Here is a 25,164-nt window from a genome sequence, read left to right on the forward strand (position 1 = left end):
TTTTTATTATTTGTCAAAGCTAGGATTGAAAGCGTAGAAATTTTTGCTGTCAAGCATATCCTGAATAAGCCTTAGACCTTCGCCAAAACGCTGGTAATGGACTATCTCACGTTCACGAAGAAACTTGATAGGGTCACGGACATCGGGATCGTCAGCAAGCCTGAGAATGTTGTCGTAGGTCAGGCGGGCTTTTTGCTCAGCAGCAAGGTCTTCGTGTATATCAGCAATAGCGTCACCGGTACTTTGGAAGATTTCCGCAGAAAATGGTACACCAGAGGCGGCTATAGGGTAAACGCCTGTAGTGTGGTCAACAAAATAGGTGTCAAAGCCACTGTCTTTTATCTCCTTGAGGGAGAGGTCACGGGTCAGCTGATAGATAATAGTGCCGATCATTTCGATGTGGGCAAGTTCTTCTGTGCCGATATCGTTGAGTATTGCCTGCACTTCACGACAGGGGGCTGAGTAACGCTGATTGAGATAGCGAAGTGCTGCACCAAGTTCGCCGTCAGGGCCACCAAGCTGCGAGATAATGACCTTAGCCAAAGCAGGATTAGGGTTAGCGATCTTAACGGGGTATTGCAGCTTTTTTTCATATTGCCACATTAGTCAACACTCCTTTCCCACGGAAAAGGTGATGTTACCCATTCCCATTTCTTGGACGAATTGTTCTGCGTGATCGTCAAAGGTCCGTATTTCTCATTGTATTCCGCTACAAGCTTCTCTTTTTCTGCCTTGTGGCGGGCAAAATATGCCAGACCATCTCTGCAGGTAGGGTGGCTGTCGAGGTAAAGATTAGCCTCTACAAGGGCAAAGCTGCACGCCTGTATCTTTCTAAGAAGCCTCTCCTTTTCACTTAGTATGGGCATTCTTTACAGCCTCCTCTCCTATAAAAGGTTTGTCTATGGACGGGAAGATAGTTCCTCTTGAAAGTCCTACATCTGCCTCATAAGGCTTCTCCCACATCTGAAAAGGCACATATGCCATCGCCAGCGGCGTATCCTCAGGAAATCTTCCTTTCGGAAAAGGGCAGGCAGGTGTGTTATCCTCTGTGTCGTCAGCAAGTATCCTGCCTAACGACAAACTGTCAAACATATCCAAATAAGTTCACTCCTTATGTTGTCTGAATCTCATATACCACAGGTTTCGTGTGGCTGTTTTATCATATGCAGCTTATAAGTCAGTGGTGTATGTATGCAGGATATTATCAAAAACCTTGCAAATCGTTCATGGAAAATACACAAAATTAATTTTTTGTGAACACGCATATTGTTTGTAACAATAAACATAGTTTAAATAACGTTAAATTTGTAAGATTTAATATTGACAAATCGGGCTTCTGCGTGTTATATTAATACTATTAAAAAAAGCATATGCAGTGACATATGTGATCAGAGGAGAGATTATTATGAAAAATGTCAAGAGAATTCTTGCATTAACAGTTTCGGCTGCCCTTGCAGTTTCTTGTTTCGCAGGCTGCGGAAACGGTGCAAAAAAGAACAACGATACTATCGTTATCGGCTGCAGCGGTCCGCTCACAGGTGACGCTGCACAGTACGGCGTTGCTGTTAAGAATGCTATCGAGCTTGCTGTCAAGGACGTAAATGACGCAGGCGGAATAAACGGAACAAAGCTCTCATACGTTTTCGAGGACGATGAGGCTGACTCAGGCGATAAGGCTGTAAATGCTTATAACGCACTGAAAGACAATGGTATGCAGGTAATGGTCGGAACAGTAACAACAGGTTCTTGCCTCGCAGTTATTGAAAAGACAAAGCAGGATAACATCTTCCAGCTTACACCTTCTGCATCTGCTCAGGACGTTATCAAGAACGATAACTGTTTCCAGGTTTGCTTTACTGACCCTAACCAGGGTAAAGGTTCTGCCGACTATATCGCAGAAAATAAGCTTGCTACAAAGATAGCAGTAATTTACGACAGCTCTGACGCTTATTCATCAGGTATCTTCAACACATTCAAATCCGAGGCTGAGGCTAAGGGTCTTGATATCGTTGCAGAGCAGTCATTCACAAAGGACAGCAAGACTGACTTCTCAGCTCAGATCAGTGCAGCTAAGAACGCAGGCGCAGACCTCGTGTTCTTGCCTATCTACTATCAGCAGGCTTCACTTATCCTTACACAGTGCAAGTCAGCTAACTACAACCCAACATTCTTCGGTTGCGACGGTCTTGACGGAATTCTTTCTATCAAGAACTTTGATACTTCACTTTGCGAGGGCGTAATGCTCCTTACACCATTTGCTGCCGACGCTCAGGATCAGGCAACTCAGGACTTCGTTAAGAAGTATAAGGACGCTTACAACGGCGAAACACCTAACCAGTTCGCTGCAGACGCTTATGACGGTGTAATGGTACTTGCAGAACTCATGAAGAAGGAAGGCATCACAGCTGATATGTCTGCTTCTGATATCTGCGATAAGCTCAAAAAGGCTATCTCTGATAAGGACTTCTCATATGACGGACTTACAGGTACAGGCATGAAGTGGGGCGAAGACGGTGCCGTATCTAAGGACCCTAAGGCTGTTATCATCAAGAATGGTGCTTATTCAGCACTGACAGCTGATGACATTGCCGCTTCTACTGCTCAGTAATAGCTGAAATGAAGTGCGTACAAAAAGTACGCTTAATATGAAAAAACCGGCAATTGCGAAAAATTGTCGGTTTTTTTGATTTATTTCATTAAAATGTGTTGCAAAAACTACGGGGTTATGTTATAATTTATTGTATATTGTGTTTATGACAAGGACAGATGTAATATATGTGATTACATCTTGTGCTTTGTCTATTCCAAAAGGAAGGAATGTTTGTATATGGGTTTTCTTAATAACCTCATCAACGGAATAAGCCTCGGCAGTATATACGCAGTTATAGCTTTGGGCTATACGCTTGTATACGGTATTGCCAAAATGCTTAACTTCGCACACGGCGATGTTATTATGGTGGGCGGATATGTTATATTCACCTGCATGACCACATGGGGACTGAACTCTTGGCTTTCCATAGTTCTTGCAGTTATTGCCTGCACACTTCTCGGTATAGTCATCGAAAAGGTGGCGTATAAGCCGCTCAGACAAGCTACTTCGCTTGCGGTGCTTATCACTGCCATAGGCGTCAGCTACTTTTTGCAGAACATCGCACTGCTTATATTCGGTGAAAAGCCTGTAAACTTTACATCAGTTGTAAACGTGCCGAGCATCAAGCTTTTTGACGGACAGATAGTTATTTCCGGAGAAACATCAGTTGCAATAATCGTATCTATACTCATTGTAGTTGGTCTTTCATTGTTCATCAACAAAACCAAGAGCGGACGTGCAATGCTTGCAGTATCTGAGGACAGAGGTGCAGCTCAGCTCATGGGCGTAAACATTAACCGCACTATCTCTCTTACATTCGCTATCGGCTCAGGTCTTGCCGCAATTGCAGGCGCACTGCTTTGCTCAGCTTATCCTACGCTTCAGAACACCACAGGCGCAATGCCTGGTATCAAAGCGTTCGTTGCGGCGGTATTTGGCGGTATCGGCTCAATACCGGGCGCTATGATCGGCGGTATCCTTATCGGTGTTATCGAGATACTTGGACGTGCCTATATCTCACCGCAGCTTGCCGACGCTATCGTTTTTGCTGTTCTTATACTTGTGCTTATCATCAAGCCTACAGGTATCCTCGGCAAGAAGATAAGCGAAAAGGTATAAAAGTCAACTTAAAATTTTCGAGCAGACTTGCTTTGCAGTTCTGTTTTATCTGAAAGGATTGGTTTTTTGTGAAAAAAGAAGGGGCTAGCGCAAAAACAAAGTTTTTTAAGCCGCAGACCAGAAAAAGCTTTATCACATACGCAATGGTGATAGTTGCCTTTGTGGTAATGCAGATACTCAGCAGCGGCGGATATATCTCAAGTATGCTCACAGGACTTCTTGTTCCTCTGTGTGTATACTCTATACTTGCAGTATCCCTTAACCTGACAGTTGGTATACTTGGCGAGCTTAGCTTGGGTCAGGCAGGCTTTATGTGCGTTGGCGCATATACAAGTGCGATATTCTCTATCGTTACTTCTGAAACTATTGAAAATGTGTGGATCAGATTTCCTTTGGCTATCCTTATAGGCGGAATAATTGCCGCAGTGTTCGGCATACTTATAGGAATACCTGTTCTCAGACTTAAAGGTGACTATCTCGCTATCGTTACACTTGCGTTCGGTGAGATCATAAAGAACGTTTTCGCAGCACTTTACCTTGGTTATGATTCTAAGGGTGTTCACGTTTCTCTCAAAAGTCTGTCAAACCTTAACCTTGAGCCTGACGGAAAGCTTATACTGAACGGTCCTCAGGGTATCAGCGGCACACCTAACGATTCTACATTTATTATCGGCGCTGTTATGTTGCTTATCACTCTTATCATTGCCTATAACTTTGTATATTCAAGAACGGGAAGAGCAGTAATGGCTATCAGAGATAATGTTATCGCAGCCGAGTCTGTAGGTCTTAACATCACAAAGTATAAGCTTGTTACTTTTGCATTGACTGCATTCCTTGCAGGCTGTGCAGGTGCGCTTTATTCTCATAACTTCTATACGCTCCAGGCTTCTAAGTTCGACTATAACCTGTCTATACTTATCTTGGTATTCGTTGTTCTGGGTGGCATAGGCAGTATCAGAGGAAGTGTTATCGCAGCTATCGTGCTTGTTCTGCTTCCAGAAATGTTAAGAAGCATAAACAGCTACAGAATGCTTATCTATTCTATCGTCCTTATCGTAATGATGATAATAACCTCAAATGAAAAAACAAAGACCTTTATCAGTGCAAATACTGCAAAATTCAAGGCTTTGTTCAAGCGTGAAAAAGTAAAGGAGGCTGAGTGATATGGCACTTCTTGAAGTAAAAAATCTCGGCATCTCATTCGGCGGACTCCGTGCAGTTGACGAGTTCAGCATAACAATAGAAAAAGGTCAGCTCTATGGTCTTATTGGGCCGAACGGAGCAGGAAAGACCACTATCTTCAATATGCTCACAGGCGTTTATAAGCCAACAGACGGCACAATCGTTCTTGACGGAAAGAACATTACCGGCAAAAGCACTATCGAGATAAACCGTGAAGGCATTGCCCGTACCTTCCAAAATATCAGGCTTTTCAAAGAGATGTCAGTGCTTGATAACGTAAAGGTCGCACTTCACAATCATTATAAATACAGCACCTTTACAGGCGTTTTCAGACTTCCGAGATATTTCAAGCTTGAAAAGGCAATGGACGCAAAGGCGCTGGAGCTTCTGAAGGTTTTCGAGCTTGACGATAAGGCGAGTCTGCTTGCTTCCGGACTTCCGTATGGCGATCAGAGAAAGCTTGAGATCGCAAGAGCCCTTGCAACACAGCCGAAGCTGCTGCTTCTTGACGAGCCTGCTGCGGGTATGAATCCAAACGAAACAGCGGAGCTTATGGATACTATCCGCTTTGTAAGAGATAATTTTGATATGACGGTGCTGCTTATCGAGCATGATATGAGCCTCGTTTCAGGTATCTGTGAAAAGCTGTCAGTGCTGAACTTCGGTCAGCTTCTCTGCGAGGGCAAGACAGCGGAAGTGCTTAAAAATCCTGAAGTTATCACCGCATATCTGGGCGAATAAGGGGGTAAGTAAAATGGCAATGTTGGAAATCAATGATCTGCACGTCAATTATGGCATGATAGCCGCTTTGAAAGGTATCTCCTTTGAGGTAAACGAGGGCGAGGTCATTTCCCTTATCGGCGCAAACGGAGCAGGAAAGACCACCACTCTGCACACCCTTACAGGTCTTATCTCTGCAAAATCGGGTTCTATCAAATTCAACGGCGTGGAGCTTACAAAAACTCCTGCACACAAGATAGTCGAGATGGGTATAGCACACGTTCCTGAGGGAAGAAGAATATTCCAAAACCTCACAGTGCTTGATAACCTTAAGCTTGGAGCATTTACAAGAAAAGACAAGGAGAATATACCGAAGGATATTCAGGATATATACGAGCGTTTTCCTAGGCTTGCAGAAAGAAAAAATCAGATAGCAGGTACTCTTTCAGGCGGTGAGCAGCAGATGCTGGCAATGGGCAGGGCGCTTATGTCAAGACCTAAGATAGTTGTAATGGACGAGCCGTCAATGGGTCTGTCACCGATCCTTGTGTCAACCATATTTAAGATAATCGAGGATATCAGAAAGAGCGGAACAACTGTATTGCTTGTTGAGCAGAACGCAAAGAAAGCCCTTGCTATCTCAGACAGAGCTTATGTTCTTGAAACGGGCAAGATAGTTCTGTCAGGCAAGGCGTCTGATCTTATCAATGATGAGTCGGTCAAGAAAGCATATTTAGGTGAATAGGAGTTGAGCTTTATGGCAAGGATCATAACCATTGCAAGGGGCATCGGCAGTGGCGGAAGAACTGTAGGAAAAATGCTGTCAGAGGATATGGGTATAAAATATTATGATAAGGAGCTTATAAAGCTTGCAAGCGACGAAAGCGGCATAAATGAACGCTTTTTCGGGCTTGTTGATGAAAAACTGAAAGGTTCTTTTCTGAGAAAGGGCGGAGTTTACAAGGGTGAGCTTCTTGACCCTGATGATCACGACTTTACTTCTGACAGAAATCTTTTCAATTATCAGGCTAAGATAATAAAGCAGCTTGCAGACAGAGAGCCTGCGGTAATAGTTGGCAGATGTGCTGACTATATCCTCCGTGACAGAAAAGACGTGCTTAAGGTTTTCATATATTCTGATATGGAAACTGCGGTCAAGAATATCGTCGATCTGTATGGTGTTTCTGAAAAAGAGGCTGTCAAGATAATCGAAAAGACAGACAAGGAGAGAAGCGATTATTATCGTCACTACACAGGCAGGGATTGGACAAATGCGAAAAACTACAATCTGTGTCTTGATACCAGCGACATGAGCTATGACAAGTGCGTTGATATCATTAAGGGATATATAAAGCTTCTTGAAGGGTAAGGCATAAAAATAAAGCCGCATTGCTTTTTGGCAGTGCGGCTTTTGTGATATATGAAATCAGTTGAATTTTTCTGAAATAGTCCTTGCGGCAAATACTCCTGATGCAGAAGCCTGCGACAGAGAGTGCGTAACGCCTGAGCCGTCGCCAAGGACGTAAAGACCTTTGACAGCAGTTTCAAGGTTCTCGTCAACGTCAACTCTTGAATTGTAGAACTTGACCTCAACGCCGTAAAGAAGCGTGTCGATATTCGCCATACCCGGAGCTATCTTATCCAGAGCGTATATCATTTCGATAATATCGTCAAGCTGTCGCTTTGGGATAACAAGGCTCAGGTCGCCAGGAGTAGCTTTGAGAGTAGGGTTCAGGAACGTCTGACCAAAGCGGTGTTCATTTGTACGTCTGCCTGCAACCAGATCACCGAAACGCTGAACAAGCACTCCGCCGCCAAGCATATTAGACAGCCTTGCGATAGACTCACCGTATGCGTTTGAGTCCTTGAAAGGCTCAGAGAATGTGTTGGATACCAGCAGAGCGAAGTTAGTGTTCTCAGTTCTCAGCGCAGGGTCAGCATAGCTGTGTCCGTTTACTGTGATGATGCCGTTTGTATTCTCGGTAACTACCTCACCGTATGGGTTCATGCAGAATGTTCTTACAAGGTCGCCGTATTTCTTTGTGCGGTAAACTATCTTGCTTTCGTATACCTTGCTTGTGATATGCTCAAAAACAGCCGCAGGTATCTCAACACGAACGCCGATATCAACTCTGTTTGAACGCCTTTTGATACCAAAGTTGTCGCATATCTCAGAAATCCATTTTGAACCGCTTCTTCCTGCCGCAACAACAGCGTTTGAGCAGTGATACTCGTCCTTGTCTGTGATAACAGTGAAGTCGTTCTCCTTGCCTGTTATACCCTGAACACTTTCATAAAATTTTATGTCTATCTTGTCCTTGACAAAGTCATAGATGTTCTGGAGTATCTGCATATTTCTGTCAGTGCCAAGGTGTCTTACCTGAGCGTCAAGGAGGTGGAGGTCATATTTCAGAGCCATTGCCTTGATGTCGGAAGAAGTTGTGGAGTAAAGCTTAGCGTCCTGACCGCCCATTTCAAGGTTTATCTTGTCAACATACTGCATAAGCTCGATAGCCTTTTCCTTGCCGGTAAAAGTGTAAAGGTCACCGCCGAAATTGTTTGTGATGTTATATTTGCCGTCCGACATTCCGCCTGCACCGCCGAAGCCGTGCATAATGGAGCATACCTTGCAGTGAATGCAGGACTTAACTTTTTTGCCATCTATAGGACACTTACGCTTGCTGACAGGTCCGCCCTGATCAATAATGCAAACTCTTATGTTTTTGTCAAGCTTGACAAATTCGTATGCCATGAATACGCCGGCTGCACCTGCACCGACAACAACTACGTCATAATTCTGAGCCATAACTATTTCCTTTCAAATCAAAATCCAATTTATTTTTTTCCATAAAACGGGCGGCCGCACCTTTGCAGAAGATAGCCTGAAAGGAGATAACCGCCATATTTTTTTCTATTTTATATCAAATACGATAGTAGCCAATGTGAAGAATATCAGTGTTGAGCAAGTGTCAACGATAGTGGTGATAAGCGGGGCAGCCATGATAGCAGGGTCAAGATGAAGCTTCTTGGCAGCCATTGGGAGCATACAGGCGATGAGCTTTGAAAGCACAACAGTTGCCATGATAGCCATACTTACCGTGAACGCAAGCTTGTAGCAATCCACAGATGTGTCACCGTGATACACCAGAACTATTCTTATAGCATTGACTATAGCGAGGATAACGCTGCAAAGAAGCGCGACTCTGAACTCTTTCCACATGACCTTGAAAAAGTCTTTCATTCTTATCTCACCAAGCGCCATGCCTCTTATAACAAGGGTCGAGGTCTGAGAACCGCAGTTTCCGCCTGTGCCACTAAGCATTGACAGGAACGATACCAAAACAGGAACAGCCGCAAAAGCAGACTGATATTTGTTTACGATAGCACCCGTAAGGGTAGCCGACAGCATAAGTATCAAAAGCCATGCTATTCTGTTTTTCGCATGAGTGAAAACAGAGGTCTTGAAATATGAATCGTCACTTGGCGCAACGGCAGCCATTTTCGAGAAGTCCTCAGTGGTCTCCTCCTCGATAACGTCCATAGCGTCGTCGAATGTAACGATACCGACCATGCGGTTTTCTCTGTCAACAACAGGCAGAGAAAGAAAGTCATATTTTGAGAACATGGAAGCAACATACTCTTTATCCTCAAGAGTATCAACGGAAATAACGTTGTCCTCCATTATGTCCTCTATTTTATCGTTATCATCAGCAGTTACGATATCAAGCAGTGAAAGCACGCCCACGAGCTTTCTGTTTTCAGTGACATAAAGTGTATTTACAGTTTCCTTGACCATACCAACGTGTCTTATCCAATCCAAAGCTTCCTTGGCAGTGTAGCTTCTGTGAAGATAAACATACTCGGTGGTCATAATAGAGCCTGCGCTGTCTTTAGGATATTTGAGTATCTGATTTATCTGCTTTCTCGTTTCAGTGTCAGCAGACTTGATTATCCTTGCAACAACATTTGCAGGCATTTCCTCGATAATATCTACCGTATCATCAAGATAAAGGTCGTCAACGATCTCCTGAAGCTCCCTATCCGTAAAGGCATTGATAAGCATCATTTGTGTATCGCTGTCCATGTAAGCGAAAACGTCAGCCGCAACGTCCTTGTTCAAAAGACGGAACAGCAACGGAAGCTCGTATTTCTCGACCTCGTGATCGTCATAAAACTGTTGCAAAAGAGCAGCCACGTCGGCTTCGTTCATATCCATAAATATTTCACGGATAGCCTTGTAGTTTCTGCTTTTGAGCAACTCCAATACTGTGTTAAACATTATATTCCCCCTAACAGCAGCGGTAATAAGCACAACAGTACAAATAATTGTACTTATACCAACTCTGTACAAATATAAGGATCTACCAAAACACAGATCGTCCTATTCAATTAAAATTGATATTTAGATCACAAAAAGGCTGCCACAAACGGGCGAGCCGCTCTGCAATCGAGGGGCGATCGTATTCTGACTGGCGTCGTCCATTTGTACACACTCCTTAAAAATCATGATTTATGCACGTTTTTACTATTCGCACACATAATATTATTATACGCTTACCTTGTTTTTTTGTCAAGAAATTGTTTAATTTAATTTTATGAACGTGCTGTAAATTTGCGAAGTATAATGAATTGCTTTTGACCTCTTGCCAAATGGGGAGAAATAGGGTATAATTATTATATGGATCGAATAATAAACCGAAAGGAATTGATAAAATGAGCGAAATAAGAGATGAAAGCTTGTGGGAAAGCGGTAAAAGAAAGATAGAATGGGTAAGACAGAATATGTCATTGCTCAGAAGCGTCGAGGAAGATTTCAAGAGAGATCAGCCTTTTAAGGGGCTGAAAGTTGCACTTTCTATCCACCTTGAAGCTAAGACCGCTTATCTTTGCAAAGTCCTTGCAGCAGGCGGTGCTGAAATGTACATCACAGGAAGCAATCCGCTGTCTACTCAGGACGATGTTGCGGCAGGTCTTGTGCATGACGGCTTGAACGTTTTTGCATGGCATGGTGCAACTGACGAGGAGTATCACAGACATATATCCGAGGTAGTCAAGGTAGGTCCAAACATTATTATAGATGACGGCGGCGACCTTGTAAACCTTATCCACAATGAATACCCTGAGCTGATACCGAACGTTATCGGTGGCTGTGAGGAAACTACTACGGGCATTATCCGTCTTATTGCAATGAACAAGGACGGTCAGCTCAAATTCCCTATGATGCTTGTAAACAATGCAAAGTGCAAGTATCTTTTTGATAACAGATACGGCACAGGTCAGTCTGTATGGGACGGAATAAACAGAACAACTAACCTTATCGTTGCAGGCAAGAACGTTGTTGTTGCAGGCTATGGCTGGTGTGGCAAGGGCGTTGCGATGAGAGCAAAGGGTCTTGGTGCAAGCGTTATCGTCTGCGAAGTCGACCCGATAAAGGCTATGGAGGCTGTTATGGACGGCTTCAAGGTAATGAAAATGGTTGACGCCGCTAAGGTGGGCGACTTCTTTGTTACTGTAACAGGCTGTAAGGACGTTATTACTGAGAAAGCTTTCATGAACATGAAAGATGGTGCTATACTCTGTAACGCAGGTCACTTTGATTGCGAGGTAGACGTGGCTGGACTTAAAAAGCTGTCTGTTGAAAGCAAGCTTGCAAGAAACAATATTGACGGTTATAAGCTTCCAAACGGTAATTGGCTGTATGTTATCGGCGAGGGCAGACTTGTAAACCTTGCCGCAGGCGACGGTCACCCTGCCGAGATAATGGATATGTCCTTTGCTATCCAAGCCCTTTCTGCGGCTTATCTTGTTAAAAACAAAGACAAGCTTACAGACAAGATAGTTTATGTTCCTGATGAGATAGACAAGGAAGTTGCAAACAGAAAGCTTAAATTCTGGGAGCTTGAGATAGATAAGCTTACACCTGATCAGGAGAAATATCTTAACAGCTGGCAGGTATAAAATATCATATTAGTACAATAAAACGGACAGCTTGAGTTGTCCGTTTTTTTGTATCTTGAAATTGCCATAAATTTATTTTGTCTTCAAGGTTTTAAATCACTGATTTCTGTACATTTTAATATTAGGGCGATAAAAAAACAGGGCGGTGAGAATGTGGCGGCAAAGATGTATAAGATACTTACGCTTTTTTCAGTGGGCGCAATATGCTATGGCTTCATGGAAATACTTAACAGGGGATATTCTCATATCACAATGGGGGTGCTTGGGGGAACTTCAATGCTGGTTATCCATATCATGAATGGCGAGCGCAGGCGAGGAGTGAGCCTGCTGTCTGTGCTTGCAGTGTCGGCAGCATTTATCACTGCCATAGAATTTCTTGCAGGGGAGTATCTCAACCGCTATCTCGGCATGGGCATATGGAGCTATGAGGAAGTGCCGCTGAATTTTGACGGACAGATATGCCTGCCATTTGCTTTTCTGTGGTTTGGGTTATCCTATATTGGTGTGCTTGCGGATAATTTTATACGCAGACATATTTTCAAGGAATACCCTGTCATTGTTAAACGAGGAAAAGAAAAAATACCTGCGGCGGTTGGATAAGAGTACGATTATTTGTACTGCTTAGTATGTAAAAAATATAATTAACCGGAGACCTCAGGTCGCCCCTACGCAAAAATCGTAAATATAGGGGACGGCGACACGCTTACATTCGCCCGTCATTCACCAACGCATATAAAACAAACGGACTGTCTATCCAATGATAAACAGTCCGTATTTTTGTACATATCAATCTTTTGTGTACCACTTTTTCAGCACTTCTTCGCCAAGTTTGCCGTAAACTGTGAAGTCACGGTTTTCTTTGGCTTTCTCTATTGGCGGCAGGATAGCTTTCCAATCCCACCAGAAATAGCCGCAGAACCAATCCAGATCCCAAGTTGCTTCCATTGCAGTGTCGTAGAAATCTGCCTGCTCCTGCTCGTCAAGTGGCTTGTCAAGTCTGTCATGGAAATCCCAAGGGTACTGTGTGCAGCCCTCCTCGTTTCGCACGCCTATTTCAGCGAACATTATAGGCTTGTTGAAATGCTTGTGAGCCTTTTCAAGGAAGCCGACAACTTCATGCCAACGGCTGAGCATGTGCTTCTTATCCCTGTTCACGCCGTCTGTAACAGGGTAGTAGCCTGAGATGCCAATGATATCCACGTCGCTGAGCCAATCAAAACGCTGTTCGTCGCCGTGATTGATGTTGTGCATAACGATACCGCTGTAGACCTCTCTCACCTGTGCGATAAGCTTTCTGCATCTGTCTGACTGCTTGTCCATTCCTGCCATTTCACAGCCTGTGCAGAGCATTTCACAGCCGAGCTTTTCTGCAAGCTTTGCATAGTGAAGCATGAAAGCTGTGTATGACTTGAACCACTTGTCCCAATATTCAGGGTTCTCAGGCGGGAAGTCTATCCTTGCACGCCATGAATGGTCAAGGCAATCAACCATAGGCTTAAGACAGACCTTAAGTCCCAGTGACTTTGCTTTTTTTATAGCGAAGGCAATGTCCTCGTCAGATTGTGTTCTCTCATAATCACTGAAAACTCTTGTGCTTGCAAAGCTCTCCTGCAATGCGTTTACAGGGATACATATCCAGTTCAAGCCGTTTGAAGCAAGCCTTTCCATTGACTTTTCTGCCGCTTCCGTCTGAAAATCACCTCTCTTGGAGAAAAATCCCCAAGTATATCCTTTGCAGAAAATATCTTTATTCATGTATCAAAAACCTCTCTTTTTCGTAAATGTCCTGATAGAAAAGCCACAGGTAAGTTCAAGCCTGTTCACATTTTTAAGCTTCTCCACCGCCTCGGCAGATGTTTTGTAGTAATACGGAGTCATTGTAAAAAGATTGAAAATATCCTCCTGACTTTCAAGCACCACAGGGTATTCAAAAATCATCTCCTCTGACTCGTCAAATTTATTAAGTCCGTATACATTGGGCTTGTTTTCGTAAGGCTTCTCATAAAGCACTTCTTTAAGCTCAAACAGATGTCTTGGGGACGGAGAAACTACCACAAGCTTTCCGCCGTCTTTCAGCACCCTTGCGTATTCGTCATTTGAAACAGGTGCAAATGTGCATACGATAAGGTCTGCAAACTTGTCTATGAACGGAAGCTGAAATGACGATGCCACTGCAAATTCGCAATTTGTGATATTTTCGCAATGTATCCTCGTCATGCAGTGGGCAACTGCCGCCTTTGATATGTCAATGCCGTAAAACTTTGCCTTTGGCAGTGCCTTGGCATAGTTCACAGTGTAAAAACCCTCACCGCAGCCGCTGTCGATAATATAAGGCTGTTTCACATTTTCAAGCAGACCGCCCATTACCTCAGCCGTTTTCTTCGCAAGCGGCTGATAATAGTCACGGTCAAGGAAATCCGTTCTCGCCTTTACCATTTCCGCATTATCCCCTGCGTTCTTAGGGTTTCTGCCCTTTGTGGTAAGCAGATTTACATATCCTTTTCTCGCAATATCAAAGCTGTGACCGTTCTGACAGTGCCATACGTTGTCAAGCTTTCTGAGCCGTTTTTTGCATATCGGACAAACATACATATAAATCACCCTGAACATTATAGCATTTCCCTCTGCTTTTAGCAATGGATATTTTATTAATAAAAAAGTGCTTGACAATCGTCGGGTTATGCTTTATAATATCAATATATGCAAAATGCGGTGACGGAATTATCCGAAACAGTGTCGGTAAAGAGAAAAGGCGGTGGGTGAAAGCCTTTGCGGCAAGTTCGGTGGCTAACCTGAGCGGTGCTGAAAACAGCAACGTATGCTCTGCGTTAAAGGGCTTCGAGTGGTCGGGCGATGAGTTCGGCAATTTGGGTGGTAACACGGAACTGTCGGTTTCGTCCCATGTTCAGGGACGAGCCGTTTTTTTATTTTGCGAATAATTTCATTTGGAAGGATCTGAATTTATGGAATGGACAGGACTTAATGAACTGCGTGAATCTTATCTGAAATTTTTTGAGAGCAAGGGCTGCTTGAGACACAAGAGCTACCCTCTCGTACCTCAGAACGATAACAGCCTGCTGCTTATCGTTGCAGGTATGGCGCCTCTGAAGCCTTACTTCACAGGTCAGGAAACACCTCCGAGAACAAGAATGACAACTTGTCAGAAGTGTATCAGAACAGGCGATATCGAAAACGTTGGTAAGACGGCAAGACATGGCACATATTTTGAAATGCTTGGCAACTTCTCATTCGGCGATTACTTCAAGAAGGAAGCCATTGCATGGGCTTGGGAGTATGTTACACAGGTGCTCAAACTGCCAAAGGACAGACTTTATATCTCTGTTTATGAGGACGATGACGAGGCTGAGAAGATATGGCATGAGGACGCTGGCGTTCCAATGGATCATATCGTAAGAATGGGCAAGGAAGACAACTTCTGGGAGGCTGGAACAGACGGCCCTTGCGGTCCATGCTCTGAGATATATTTCGACAGAGGAGAGAAGTATGGCTGTGGCAAGCCTGATTGTAAAGTCGGCTGCGACTGCGACAGATATATGGAGTTCTGGAACCTTGTGTTCACACAGTTTGAAAGACATGAGGACGGCACTTATACTCCACTTAAACAGAAAAATATCGACACAGGTATGGGTCTTGAAAGACTTGCTTCTATTATGCAGGACGTTGACTCTATCTTTGACGTTGATACAGTAAAGGCTATCAGAGATCATGTTTGTAAGATAGCAGGCTGTGAGTACGGCAAGGAGTACAAAAAGGACGTTTCTATCAGAGTTATCACAGATCATATCCGTTCTGTAACATTCATGGCATCAGACGGAATTTTGCCGTCAAACGAGGGCAGAGGATACGTTATGAGACGTTTGCTCAGAAGAGCCGTTCGTCACGGAAAGCTTCTCGGCATAAACGGACTTTTCCTCAAAGACCTTGTAAAAACTGTTGTTGACTGCAACAAGTGTGAGTATAACGAGCTTGAAGAAAAGTATGACTATATCGTAAAGGTGCTCACAACTGAGGAGCAGAACTTCAATGCCACTATCGACAGAGGTATGAAGATACTTTACGATCTTATCGCACAGATGCAGAAAGACGGCAAGACGGAGCTTGACGGTGAGAGCTGCTTCAAGCTTTCCGACACATACGGTTTCCCTATCGACCTTACAAGAGAGATCCTTGAAGAAAAGGGCATGACCTGTGATGAAGAGGGCTTTGCTGAGTGCTATGCAAAGCAGAGAGAAACAGCCAAGAACGCTCATGCTGCAACAAAGTATATGGGTGCAGACGAAACTGTTTTCCATAAGATAGACAAGGATTTCCACACAGAGTTCATCGGCTATGACAAGCTCGAGGGCGACAGCGAGATATCATTCATCACAACTGATGATGAGCTTATCGAAAACGCAAAGGCTGGCGATGAAGTATATATCGTATCTTCACAGACGCCATTCTATGCAGAGAGCGGCGGACAGGTGGGCGATATTGGTACTATCGTTACAGAAAGCGGTAAGTGCAGAGTCGTTGACACACAGAAGGTCGTTGCAGGCAAGTTCGCTCATAAGGCAGTTGTTGAAGAGGGCGAGATAGCTGTAGGTCAGAAGGCTCACTTCACTGTTGACAGAAAGACACGTTACGCTGTTATGAGAAACCATAGCTGCGCACATCTGCTTCAGGCTGCACTGAGAAAAGTTCTCGGTGAACACGTTCATCAGGCAGGTCAGCTCGTTGACGCTCACAGACTTAGATTTGACTTCTCACACTTCAATGCAATGACAGCAGAGGAGAAGCTCAAGGTCGAAGCACTTGTAAACAAGTATATCCTTGAAGCTCTTGATATAAAAATGGAAGAAATGCCTATCGCAGAAGCTCAGAAGCTTGGCGCTATGGCTCTGTTCGGCGAGAAATATGGTGAAACTGTAAGGGTAGTAACAATGGGTGACGGTGACGAAACAGCTTCTATCGAGTTCTGTGGCGGTACACATCTTGACAATACTTCAAGAATAGGTCTGTTCAAGATAATCTCCGAAAGCTCTGTAGCTTCAGGCGTAAGACGTATCGAAGCCGTAACAGGCAGAGGCGTTCTGGAGCTTGTTGAGGAAAGAGCCGCAACTATCCAGCAGGCGGCTGAAAGCCTTAAGCTTGCAAATCCACTTGACATCGTAAAGAGATGCCACACTATCATGCAGGAAGTCAAGGATCTTGAAAAGGAAAGAGACGCTTTGCAGGCAGAGATAACAAATCTCAAAACAAAGTCGCTGTTCGATAACCCATATGAGGTCAACGGCGTTAAGGTAGTTACTGCAATGCTCACCAACACAAGACCTGATATGCTCAGAAAAATGGGCGACGAGCTTAAAGCAAGAGAAGCTGACGCAGTTGCAGTTGTTGCAGGCGTTGACGGTGAAAAGGCAAATCTTGTTGTAGTTTGCGGCAAGAATGCTGTTGCAAAGGGCGCACACGCAGGCAAGATAGCAGGCAAGGTAGCAGCACTCACAGGCGGCAAGGGCGGCGGACGTCCTGACTCTGCTATGGCTGGTATAGGCGATAGATTTAAGATAGACGAAGCTCTCGATAAGGTAAACGAGATCGTGGGCGAGTTCGTAAAATAAAAATTGCTTGGCAGACGGCGCAGATACCCTCTGCGCTGTGCTGTTATAAATAATAGAAAGGCGGAGAGATAAATGGAAGATTGTCTTTTTTGTAAAATTATTTCCGGGGAAATACCCTCAAAGAAAATATACGAGGACGAGCTGACATACGTTTTTGAGGACATTGCTCCTACAGCTCCGATTCATTATCTTGTTATCCCTAAGCAGCATATTTCAAAGCTTGACGAGATAACCCCTGAGAACAGTGCAGTTATCGCACATATCTATGAAGTTATCGCAAAGCTTGCCAAAGACCTCGACCTTAAGGACGGTTTCAGAGTTGTTTCCAACTGCGGCGAGCAGGCAGGACAGAGTGTTTTCCACATTCATTTTCATCTTCTTGCAGGCAGACCACTTGCTTGGCCAGCCGGTTAAAGAAATAAAATGGGCGGGTAAATTTCTTATCCGCCCTTAGTTTTAAGGGGGACGGCGGCAATGGTGAGAAAAAGCTGTTATATCGGCTTTTCGTATTTTGCAGGACTTTTTCTCTGTACCATTGGTTGGGGCAGGAACAACGCAGTTTTTGCACTTGCGTCAGCGTGTGTAGCCATTACAGCCTTTGCGCTTTTTAAGAGATACCGAAAGCATATAGCTCTCTGCTTTGTTTCGTTCCTGATAGCGGTGGGAGTCAATACCGCTTATACTCACATTTTCTATGATAAACTGACAGCTTTAGACGGAAAGACCGTCACAGTTAAAGGCGAGATAACCGACATAAGCTATATAGGCTCTGACACCTGTCGGCTAAGTGTCAATGGTATCGTTGGGGGAGTAAAAGGCAGGCTGACCTTTTATGCAGATGACATTGAATATGATTACTATGACAATATCGTGGCGACAGTAAAGGTCAGCAGGATAAAAGACAGCATCAATTTCAAATCAGAGCAGTATGACCGGCCTAAGGGCATTTTTCTCCAAGGTTCGACCGCTGAAAGCATAGAAGTCACAGGCGGTGGAAACACCATTTTACGCAGTATAATGCACTATCGTGACAAGATGTTCATGCTGATAAACGATATCATAGGCGGAGATGAGGGCGGTTTTGCCGCTGCAATGCTCTGCGGAGATAAAACTGAGCTTTCAAAGCAAACGAAGCTCACGGTCTATCGTAGTGGCATAGGTCATATATTTTCCGTGTCGGGAACTCATGTGGTCATAATAAGCGCCATGATAGGCTGGCTCATGCAGAAACTCAGCAAGGATAAGCGTGTGATATTTGCCGTCCAAACTGTGGCAGTGTGGGCGTTTGCGGTCTTTGCAGGATTTTCAGTATCCGTTGTGAGGGCGGCTGTTATGCTGTCTTTGGTCACTGCCGCACCGCTTTTTTACCGCAGACCAGACCCAGCAAATACTCTCTGCCTTTGCGCTGTTGTAATACTCACTCTTTCGCCCTATGCGGCGGCGGACTGCTCATTCCTGCTGTCATTCACAGCTGCGTTTGTTATAAGCGTTGTATGCCCGAAAGCAGTGGCACTTGTAAAGGACGAAGGCATTTTGTACAGCCTTGAACGGCAGGCGGTAAATGCGGTGACGATACTTCTTTGCACAATGCCTGTTCAGCTAATGTTTTTCAGTGAAATATCTCTTGTTGCACCACTATCAAATATCCTGCTGGTGCCTGTCTGTACCCTTGCTCTGGGTCTGACAGCTATAACTGCGGTAACAGGCGGTTCGGCAATAATAGCCTATCCTGTGCTGACGGTGGTAAAGTATCTTCTGAAAGTCGTTCTGTTTCTTGCTGAGCTGTTTTCAAAATTCAGCTTTGCCTATCTTCCTCGTGGAGTAAGACCACTTGGTCTTGTAATGCTTGTTACCTGCCTTGTGCCTGTGGCGGTCATGTTTCTGAGAAAGTCAGTGAAGCTTGGGGCTTTTTGCACTGCTCTAATGCTTGTATGTTGGACAGCGGTGTATAATTTTTCTCTTGCTTTTGGAGGCTCGGTAAAGATAGTTGTAATGCCAAAAGGAAATGCTGTGCAGGCTGTGCTGTATGATAAAACAAAAGGTATGGTTTTCGATATGGGCAGTAAGGGCAAGCTCAACAGCGGTATGGAAAGCTTTTTGGAGCTTTACGGCATAAAAGAGCTAAAAGGCGCATTTATAGAAAGCGAACAGTATTACACTATAACGAAATATAACGAGCAGATGACTATACGACCTGACAGATTTTATATAAATGGCGAGCCTGATAATGACAGCGAACTGCAGTTCATAACAGGCGCACAGCTTGATTGGAACGGTGTTAAGATAGAAGCACTGGAGGACGGCTATAAAATTACCACCGAGGGCTGTGTGGTCACTATAGAAAAAGGTTCTGTCACCATAAACGGCAGAAACCTTGACACAACAGATGAAGAATACCCATTGATGATAGATATGAAAAATTCGCAGATAAGGAGGACGGACTATGGCTTTGCTTACGGCTTCGGCTCTTGGTAAAACGATAAGAGAGAATGATATCGACAGCCTTTATTATTTTTACGGACATGATACAGCGGCACTTGAAAGCTTTACAAAAAGGCTTGTGAACAAGCTTTGCCCTGCTGACGCTCAGGTAATGAACTTTCATAAGCTTGACGGCAAAAATCTTGATTTTCCAATGCTTACAGACGCTTGCGAAGCTCTGCCTTTTATGGCAGAACGTGTGGTGGTGACTATAAACGACCTTAATATAGACGCAGTGACTAAGGACGATCTGGACGACCTGAAAAAGATCCTAGGCTCTCTTGGCGAAACCACCACAGTGATAATCTATGCCACAGGAGTTGACCTTTTCAAGAACAAAAAGTATCTTACAGACAAAAACAAGCGCTTTGCAGATTTCTGCGAAAAGCACGGCACTGTCTGCAATTTTGAATACAAAAGGGCTTCCGACCTTGGAAAGTCTATATCCACCTATCTTGCAAAAAGCGGCTGTACCATAACAAAAAGCAACGCAGAGTATCTTGCAAACCTCTGTTTGTGCGACACTGCATTTATCAGCAAGGAGCTTGAAAAGCTTTCGGCTTATGCAGAGGGCAGGGAGGTAACAAGAGAGGATATCGACTTGCTTTGTATCAGGCGTATCGAGTCGGACGGATATTCTCTTGCAATAAATATCCTCAGAGGCAATGCGGCAATGGTCTTCACACGTTTGCGTGAACTCGATGTGCAGAATTATGAGCCATATGCTATCATAGGAATAATCGGCTTTTCCCTTGCGGATATCTACAGGGCGAAGCTCGCACGTTCCTCTGGCAGGAGCGTTGCAGACGTGGCTAAAGATTTTTCCTATGCGAAAAACAGAGAGTTTGCAGTAAAAAACGCCTATTCCGAGTGCGGAAATATCTCTGCGGAGCGTATAAGAAAAACGCTTGAGATACTTTCTGAAACTGACCTTATGCTCAAAACAAGGTCACGGGGAAAAGACGGAGATATGCTCACCCTCGAGCAGGGACTTGCAAGGTCAATGGCGTTAAGGTGTTAGTAAATGGAAAAACTTAAAATATCAAGGGCAATAATCGTTGAGGGAAAATATGATAAGATAAAGCTTTCGTCCATAGTTGACGGCGTTATAATTGTCACTAACGGCTTTCGTATCTATAAAGACCCTGACAAGGCAGCGCTTATAAGATACTATGCTCAGCATGGCGGAATAGCAATTCTTACAGACTCTGACACAGCAGGCTTTCGCATAAGAGGGCATATAAAGGGTATCGTCCCCAAAGGCGATATTGTGAACGTGTATGTTCCTGAGATATTCGGCAAAGAAAAGCGCAAGACAGAGCCGTCAAAAGAGGGCTTGTTAGGGGTCGAGGGCGTTCCTGCGGATATTATCAGGGAAGCCTTTGAAAAAGCAGGCATTATAGGCGAAAAGGTCGCAGACAGAGAACTCATGACCAAGCTTGACTTTTATGAGCTAGGTCTAAGCGGCAGACCCGACAGCAGCAGGCTCAGACAGCTTGTGTGCGAAAAGCTGTCGCTGCCCAAAAAGCTCACTGCAAACGCACTGCTTGAAGTGGTGAACACAATGCTCGATAAAGAAAGCTTGCAAGCACTCATAGAGGAATTGACCTCAGAAAACAATAAAGACAAGGAGAATAGCGTTGGTTAGTCTTGAATTTTTATATTTCTTTCTTCCTGTTTTTATGGGAGTATACGCTTTGTCAGGGGTGCGTTTCAGAAAAGCCGTGTTCCTGCTTGGAACAGTTGTGCTGTGTCTGTGGGTGTCCACCTGGGGGATAATACCAATGGCGGTGTGTGCTGTTGTATCATACTTTTGCGGCAGGCTTATCCACCGCTTTGCGGACAAAAAAGGACTTAAAAGGCTATGGCTCATATTATCGGTGGTAGTAAATATGGCAGTGCTTCTTGTATTCATAAGAAGCGGTCACAGCAGCTATGACGTGACGTCTATATTCACTGGCAAGGGAGCAATGCTAAAGCTTTTCCCTGTGTGGGGAGCGGGCGTTTTCACTCTCCATGGCATTTCCTACTGCATGGATATCTATAGGAAAGAAATAGAGCCTGAAAAGAATTTTCTTTTGGTATCTCAATATATATGCTTTTTCCCATGCTTTAGCTGTGGACCGATACTCAGATTTTCGGATATGAGCGAACAGCTTAGAAAACCTGTCATAACCTCTGGAAAGCTTGCAGAGGGCATAAAGCTTATGCTTATAGGCTTTGCGGAGAAGCTTTTTCTGTCGGATCCTATGTACGAGATGTGGCAGCACATAAGGGGAGTAAGTACAGATTCGCTCTCCGCCGCTTGTGCATGGCTTGGGATAATAGCTTTCTCCTTTGCGTTCTACTATGAGCTTAGAGCTTATTCGCATATTGCACAGGGTATTGGTTCAATGCTCGGCTTTGAACTTCCTGATAACTTTGATCTGCCGTTTATGTCAGCAGGCTTCAATGAGCTTATAAAACGATTTGCCTGCACCTTTTATAGTTGGGTGAGAGATTATTTCTACAGACCTATATGTAGAAATAAAGACAGCGTTTGCCTTTGGGCATTGATACTGTCTGTGCTTGCAGGCTCGGTTTGGTATGGCTACGGCAGACACACAATGCTGTGGGCAGCGTTTATTTGTGTTATGCTTGGCATAGAATATCTCTTGAAAAATATTCTTGCGGCTGTGCCGACAGGGGTAAGATGTGCAGTAATGAATGTTCTGTTTCTTATAGGTCTGCCGTTTCTTGCGATAGACAGCCTGCCTTCAGCCTGCGGATATGTTGCCGCAATGCTCGGCGGGGGAAGCTTTGCAGGAGATGTTCTTGCATCATATGTGATAAAAACAGGAGTTGTGATGTATCTTATCTGCGGCTTTTTTGCAACAGGTATCGGCAGATATCTCAAACGCAGGATAATGCAGCTCAATACTAATATAGTTTACATAATCGAGCCAATGCTCACTATAGGATTTCTGCTTATCAGTACAGCGTTTCTTGTGGGCGGAGGTAATTCGTCTATGAATTTATTCGTGAGATAAAATGGGAGGAGTGAACATTAATGAAAAAGGCTGCTGATTATATCGCAGTAAGCGCATTTTTTGTAATAGTCATAATGTTTGCGGCCTATACTCTCGTGATGGGCAGACATGGATCTGAAAGTGAAAAGGCAGACAGTTCAGATATAAGACATAACGTTCAGACCTATGTTAGCAGTAATTTTCCTCTAAGCTCAAATTGGAAGTCGCTCAGAACGACCATGTTTGTGATGACTGGTAAGAAAAATTTTGATAATATCTATATCCTTAAAAATCGTCTTGTAGAGATCGCAGATTTTGATAAGGACAGGCTTGATAAAAATATCTCGCAGATAAATGATTTTTCAGAAAACACAGATACACCTGTATATGTTATGTTAGCTCCGACTGCCGCAGGTATCTATTCTGCTAAGCTGCCTGCTTATACTTCAAACACAGACCAGCGTGAAATGATAGATAATATCTATTATGATCTGGACAGCAGGATAGACACCATAGATACGTTTTTTCCTATGTATTCTGCAAGAAATAATTACGTTTACTATCGTACAGATAGAAAGTGGACTTCCTTCGGGGCGTATTTTGCCTATGCAGACGGCATAAAAGAGCTGGGTTTTGAGCCGGTCGCTCTGTCCAATTACGATCAGGAATATACCTCAAATTCTTATTATGGGGGACTTTACAGTGAACTTTGCTATAACAGCATAGGCGCAGACAGAGTGAACATCTTCCGTTCAAAGTATAAGACTACTGTGGATTCTGTGGAGCTTTACAGAGGAGATCAGGTGCTTACCTCAAAATCTGTTTATTTTAGATCTGCACTGAAAACAGCAGATAAAACTGCTATCTTCCTGCAAGGTGACAACTTTACTAAGGCAACGGTCAAGACAACTGCAGAGGACGCACCAAAGCTTCTTATCATCAAAGGAAGCTATGCCAATACCCTTGTGCCGTTTCTTACCCCACACTACAGCGAGATAACCTTGGTAGATCCTGACAAGCTCAAAGAGGAGGGCAAGACCCTTTCTGACGTGGCAGATACGAGTGCATATGACCAGATATTATTTATGTATGACTGCAATCAGTTTGCAGATGAAACAAATTTTGACCTGCTCAAATAATATGGGCTATGTACTTGAAAAAATGGAGCAGGTGTGATATAATAAAGAAAATGCCGTACAAGGAATGTGCGGCATAATGTATGTCTGAATATTTGAGAGGGTGTTTGATGTGAGTGAGCAAAAAAACAGACTTGATCTTATTGATCTTAATGACTATCCCGTATCTTGGTGGCTGAAGCTTCTTGATCTCGGTCATAAGATAGTTCAGAACCCTGCCGCCTACAGCGAGGCTTGCAAGGGCAAGATAATGGGTACTCTTTTCTATGAGCCGTCAACAAGAACGCAGATGTCTTTCCAGACCGCTATGCTACGTCTTGGGGGAACGATAATAGGCTTTGACAATCCTGCCACTTCTTCCGTTGCAAAGGGAGAGAATATCAAGGATACCACAAAGATAGTTTCCGGCTATGCCGATATCATGGTAATGCGTCATCCTACCGCCGGCTCGGTAAAGGCTGCGGCACTCACTGCTGATTGCCCCGTTATCAACGCAGGCGACGGCGGACACCTCCACCCAACACAGACACTTACAGACCTGCTTACACTTAGAGAAGAAAAGGGCAGACTTGATAACCTGACCATAGGCTTCTGCGGTGACCTTAAAAACGGCAGAACAGTCCATTCCCTTATTAAAGCAATGGTATGTTTTCCAAACAATAAGTTCATATTAGTTTCAACTTCTGAGCTTGCTTTGCCTGTGTATGTAAAGGATATCCTTGAAGCGGCAGGCATGGAGTACAAAGAAGTTACCGACCTTGAAGAGGTTATCGGTGAGCTTGACGTGCTATATATGACAAGAATACAGAAAGAGCGTTTTGCTTCTGAGGAGGAGTATCAGTCTCAGAGCGGAAATTACATACTCGATACAAGAAAGCTTTCAATGGGAAAGCCTGACCTTATCGTGCTTCACCCTCTGCCAAGAGTGGACGAGATAGCTATCGAGGTGGACGACGACCCGAGAGCAATGTATTTCAAGCAGGCAAAATACGGTATGTATATCAGAATGGCACTCATACTTACAGTTATAAACGGCGATGGTGCTTCGCAGCCGCTTATGAAGGGCAGAGTGCATAAGCACATTGATTGTTCAAATCCTAACTGTATCACTCACCACGAAAAGTATCTGCCACATTGGTTCAAAGGCGACGGCACAACGCTTGTTTGCGAATATTGTGACGAGAGAACATTGGTGGAATAAAATAAGAGCTTAATGGGGTAAACAAAGGCTGTGTGTCAGTCTTTGCTTGCCCTTTTTTATTGTGCAGATAGCGTATATTAATAGCCTTGTGATATGCAAAATCGTTAAAAGTAACGAAATTCTTACAATATGGTAACAAACAGTCTTG

The 25,164-nt window shown here is 44.0% G+C and carries 24 protein-coding genes; 17 read left to right on the forward strand and 7 right to left on the reverse strand.

Features of this window, described 5'->3' with window-relative positions; all coding sequences use genetic code 11:
* Positions 1-6: 6 nt before the first annotated feature.
* The 3 genes from KQH97_RS03580 to KQH97_RS03590 are packed head-to-tail and all read right to left on the reverse strand — an operon-like array spanning position 7 to position 1,098.
* Positions 7-603, reverse strand: a complete 597-nt coding sequence (locus KQH97_RS03580; protein WP_041337261.1) for a manganese catalase family protein — start codon at positions 601-603, stop codon at positions 7-9.
* A complete protein-coding gene (locus KQH97_RS03585; protein WP_117856469.1) occupies positions 603-866 on the reverse strand; it encodes a spore coat protein CotJB in 264 nt (87 codons plus the stop codon). Before KQH97_RS03585 ends, KQH97_RS03580 begins: the two co-directional genes overlap by 1 nt.
* Positions 850-1,098 (reverse strand): spore coat associated protein CotJA, encoded by a 249-nt coding sequence (locus tag KQH97_RS03590; RefSeq protein WP_242989510.1) that lies wholly within the window; start codon positions 1,096-1,098, stop codon positions 850-852. Before KQH97_RS03590 ends, KQH97_RS03585 begins: the two co-directional genes overlap by 17 nt.
* 307 nt (positions 1,099-1,405) lie before the next feature.
* Here KQH97_RS03590 and KQH97_RS03595 point away from each other — a divergent pair, with 307 nt between their 5' ends.
* The 6 genes from KQH97_RS03595 to KQH97_RS03620 all read left to right on the forward strand — a co-directional run bounded on the left by KQH97_RS03595 (position 1,406) and on the right by KQH97_RS03620 (position 6,980).
* Entirely contained in the window at positions 1,406-2,608 is a 1,203-nt protein-coding gene (locus KQH97_RS03595) for an ABC transporter substrate-binding protein (RefSeq protein ID WP_216552772.1), read from the forward strand.
* Between the two features lie 219 nt (positions 2,609-2,827).
* Positions 2,828-3,709: a branched-chain amino acid ABC transporter permease gene (locus KQH97_RS03600; protein WP_041337265.1), complete on the forward strand. Its 882-nt coding sequence runs from the start codon at positions 2,828-2,830 to the stop codon at positions 3,707-3,709.
* 143 nt (positions 3,710-3,852) lie between these two features.
* Positions 3,853-4,872: a branched-chain amino acid ABC transporter permease gene (locus KQH97_RS03605; protein ID WP_081856082.1), complete on the forward strand. Its 1,020-nt coding sequence runs from the start codon at positions 3,853-3,855 to the stop codon at positions 4,870-4,872.
* A gap of 1 nt (position 4,873) precedes the next feature.
* Positions 4,874-5,632 (forward strand): ABC transporter ATP-binding protein, encoded by a 759-nt coding sequence (locus KQH97_RS03610; protein ID WP_216552774.1) that lies wholly within the window; start codon positions 4,874-4,876, stop codon positions 5,630-5,632.
* 13 nt (positions 5,633-5,645) lie between these two features.
* Complete coding sequence (locus tag KQH97_RS03615) at positions 5,646-6,356, forward strand: ABC transporter ATP-binding protein (protein WP_022286767.1); 711 nt, start codon at positions 5,646-5,648, stop codon at positions 6,354-6,356.
* Between the two features lie 12 nt (positions 6,357-6,368).
* Positions 6,369-6,980 (forward strand): AAA family ATPase, encoded by a 612-nt coding sequence (locus KQH97_RS03620; RefSeq protein WP_117897045.1) that lies wholly within the window; start codon positions 6,369-6,371, stop codon positions 6,978-6,980.
* A 57-nt stretch (positions 6,981-7,037) separates the two neighbouring features.
* Here the strand turns inward: KQH97_RS03620 and KQH97_RS03625 are convergent, their stop codons facing one another.
* Together KQH97_RS03625 and mgtE are read right to left on the reverse strand one after the other, a co-directional pair.
* A complete protein-coding gene (locus KQH97_RS03625) occupies positions 7,038-8,417 on the reverse strand; it encodes an NAD(P)/FAD-dependent oxidoreductase (RefSeq protein ID WP_117897044.1) in 1,380 nt (459 codons plus the stop codon).
* 105 nt (positions 8,418-8,522) lie between these two features.
* Positions 8,523-9,890 carry a magnesium transporter gene (gene mgtE / locus KQH97_RS03630; protein ID WP_215649257.1) on the reverse strand — a complete coding sequence of 456 codons (1,368 nt, stop codon included), beginning with the start codon at positions 9,888-9,890 and terminating at the stop codon, positions 8,523-8,525.
* 434 nt (positions 9,891-10,324) lie between these two features.
* On the opposite strand from mgtE, the gene KQH97_RS03635 reads away from it, so the two are divergent.
* Positions 10,325-11,569 carry an adenosylhomocysteinase gene (locus KQH97_RS03635; RefSeq protein ID WP_216552776.1) on the forward strand — a complete coding sequence of 415 codons (1,245 nt, stop codon included), beginning with the start codon at positions 10,325-10,327 and terminating at the stop codon, positions 11,567-11,569.
* 153 nt (positions 11,570-11,722) lie between these two features.
* Complete coding sequence (locus KQH97_RS03640; RefSeq protein ID WP_242988920.1) at positions 11,723-12,169, forward strand: putative ABC transporter permease; 447 nt, start codon at positions 11,723-11,725, stop codon at positions 12,167-12,169.
* Between the two features lie 186 nt (positions 12,170-12,355).
* Here the strand turns inward: KQH97_RS03640 and KQH97_RS03645 are convergent, their stop codons facing one another.
* Both KQH97_RS03645 and KQH97_RS03650 read right to left on the reverse strand, forming a co-directional pair.
* Complete coding sequence (locus KQH97_RS03645) at positions 12,356-13,324, reverse strand: hypothetical protein (RefSeq protein WP_216552778.1); 969 nt, start codon at positions 13,322-13,324, stop codon at positions 12,356-12,358.
* A gap of 3 nt (positions 13,325-13,327) precedes the next feature.
* A complete protein-coding gene (locus tag KQH97_RS03650) occupies positions 13,328-14,179 on the reverse strand; it encodes a putative RNA methyltransferase (RefSeq protein WP_253286357.1) in 852 nt (283 codons plus the stop codon).
* Positions 14,180-14,205: 26 nt separating this feature from the next.
* On the opposite strand from KQH97_RS03650, the gene KQH97_RS03655 reads away from it, so the two are divergent.
* From KQH97_RS03655 to pyrB, 9 genes are all read left to right on the forward strand, one after another.
* Positions 14,206-14,508 carry a hypothetical protein gene (locus tag KQH97_RS03655; RefSeq protein ID WP_216552780.1) on the forward strand — a complete coding sequence of 101 codons (303 nt, stop codon included), beginning with the start codon at positions 14,206-14,208 and terminating at the stop codon, positions 14,506-14,508.
* Between the two features lie 24 nt (positions 14,509-14,532).
* On the forward strand, positions 14,533-17,190 hold the full coding sequence (alaS, locus tag KQH97_RS03660; protein ID WP_216552782.1) for an alanine--tRNA ligase: 2,658 nt from the start codon (positions 14,533-14,535) through the stop codon (positions 17,188-17,190).
* A gap of 72 nt (positions 17,191-17,262) precedes the next feature.
* Positions 17,263-17,604: a histidine triad nucleotide-binding protein gene (locus KQH97_RS03665; protein WP_022286776.1), complete on the forward strand. Its 342-nt coding sequence runs from the start codon at positions 17,263-17,265 to the stop codon at positions 17,602-17,604.
* Between the two features lie 60 nt (positions 17,605-17,664).
* On the forward strand, positions 17,665-19,665 hold the full coding sequence (locus KQH97_RS03670; RefSeq protein ID WP_216552784.1) for a ComEC/Rec2 family competence protein: 2,001 nt from the start codon (positions 17,665-17,667) through the stop codon (positions 19,663-19,665).
* Positions 19,634-20,692: a DNA polymerase III subunit delta gene (gene holA, locus KQH97_RS03675; protein ID WP_041337271.1), complete on the forward strand. Its 1,059-nt coding sequence runs from the start codon at positions 19,634-19,636 to the stop codon at positions 20,690-20,692. The genes KQH97_RS03670 and holA overlap by 32 nt, the downstream gene beginning before the upstream one ends.
* Positions 20,693-20,695: 3 nt before the next feature.
* Positions 20,696-21,319 (forward strand): toprim domain-containing protein, encoded by a 624-nt coding sequence (locus tag KQH97_RS03680; RefSeq protein WP_117891662.1) that lies wholly within the window; start codon positions 20,696-20,698, stop codon positions 21,317-21,319.
* Positions 21,312-22,700, forward strand: coding sequence for an MBOAT family O-acyltransferase (locus KQH97_RS03685; RefSeq protein WP_216552786.1), 1,389 nt, complete (start codon positions 21,312-21,314; stop codon positions 22,698-22,700). Before KQH97_RS03680 ends, KQH97_RS03685 begins: the two co-directional genes overlap by 8 nt.
* A gap of 20 nt (positions 22,701-22,720) precedes the next feature.
* Entirely contained in the window at positions 22,721-23,818 is a 1,098-nt protein-coding gene (locus tag KQH97_RS03690; RefSeq protein ID WP_216552788.1) for a DHHW family protein, read from the forward strand.
* Positions 23,819-23,927: 109 nt separating this feature from the next.
* Positions 23,928-25,016, forward strand: coding sequence for an aspartate carbamoyltransferase (gene pyrB / locus KQH97_RS03695; protein WP_041337276.1), 1,089 nt, complete (start codon positions 23,928-23,930; stop codon positions 25,014-25,016).
* The last annotated feature ends 148 nt before the right edge of the window (positions 25,017-25,164 follow it).

Source organism: Ruminococcus sp. MSJ-25 (assembly GCF_018917825.1).
Classification (GTDB): Bacteria; Bacillota; Clostridia; order Oscillospirales; family Ruminococcaceae; genus Hominimerdicola; species Hominimerdicola aceti.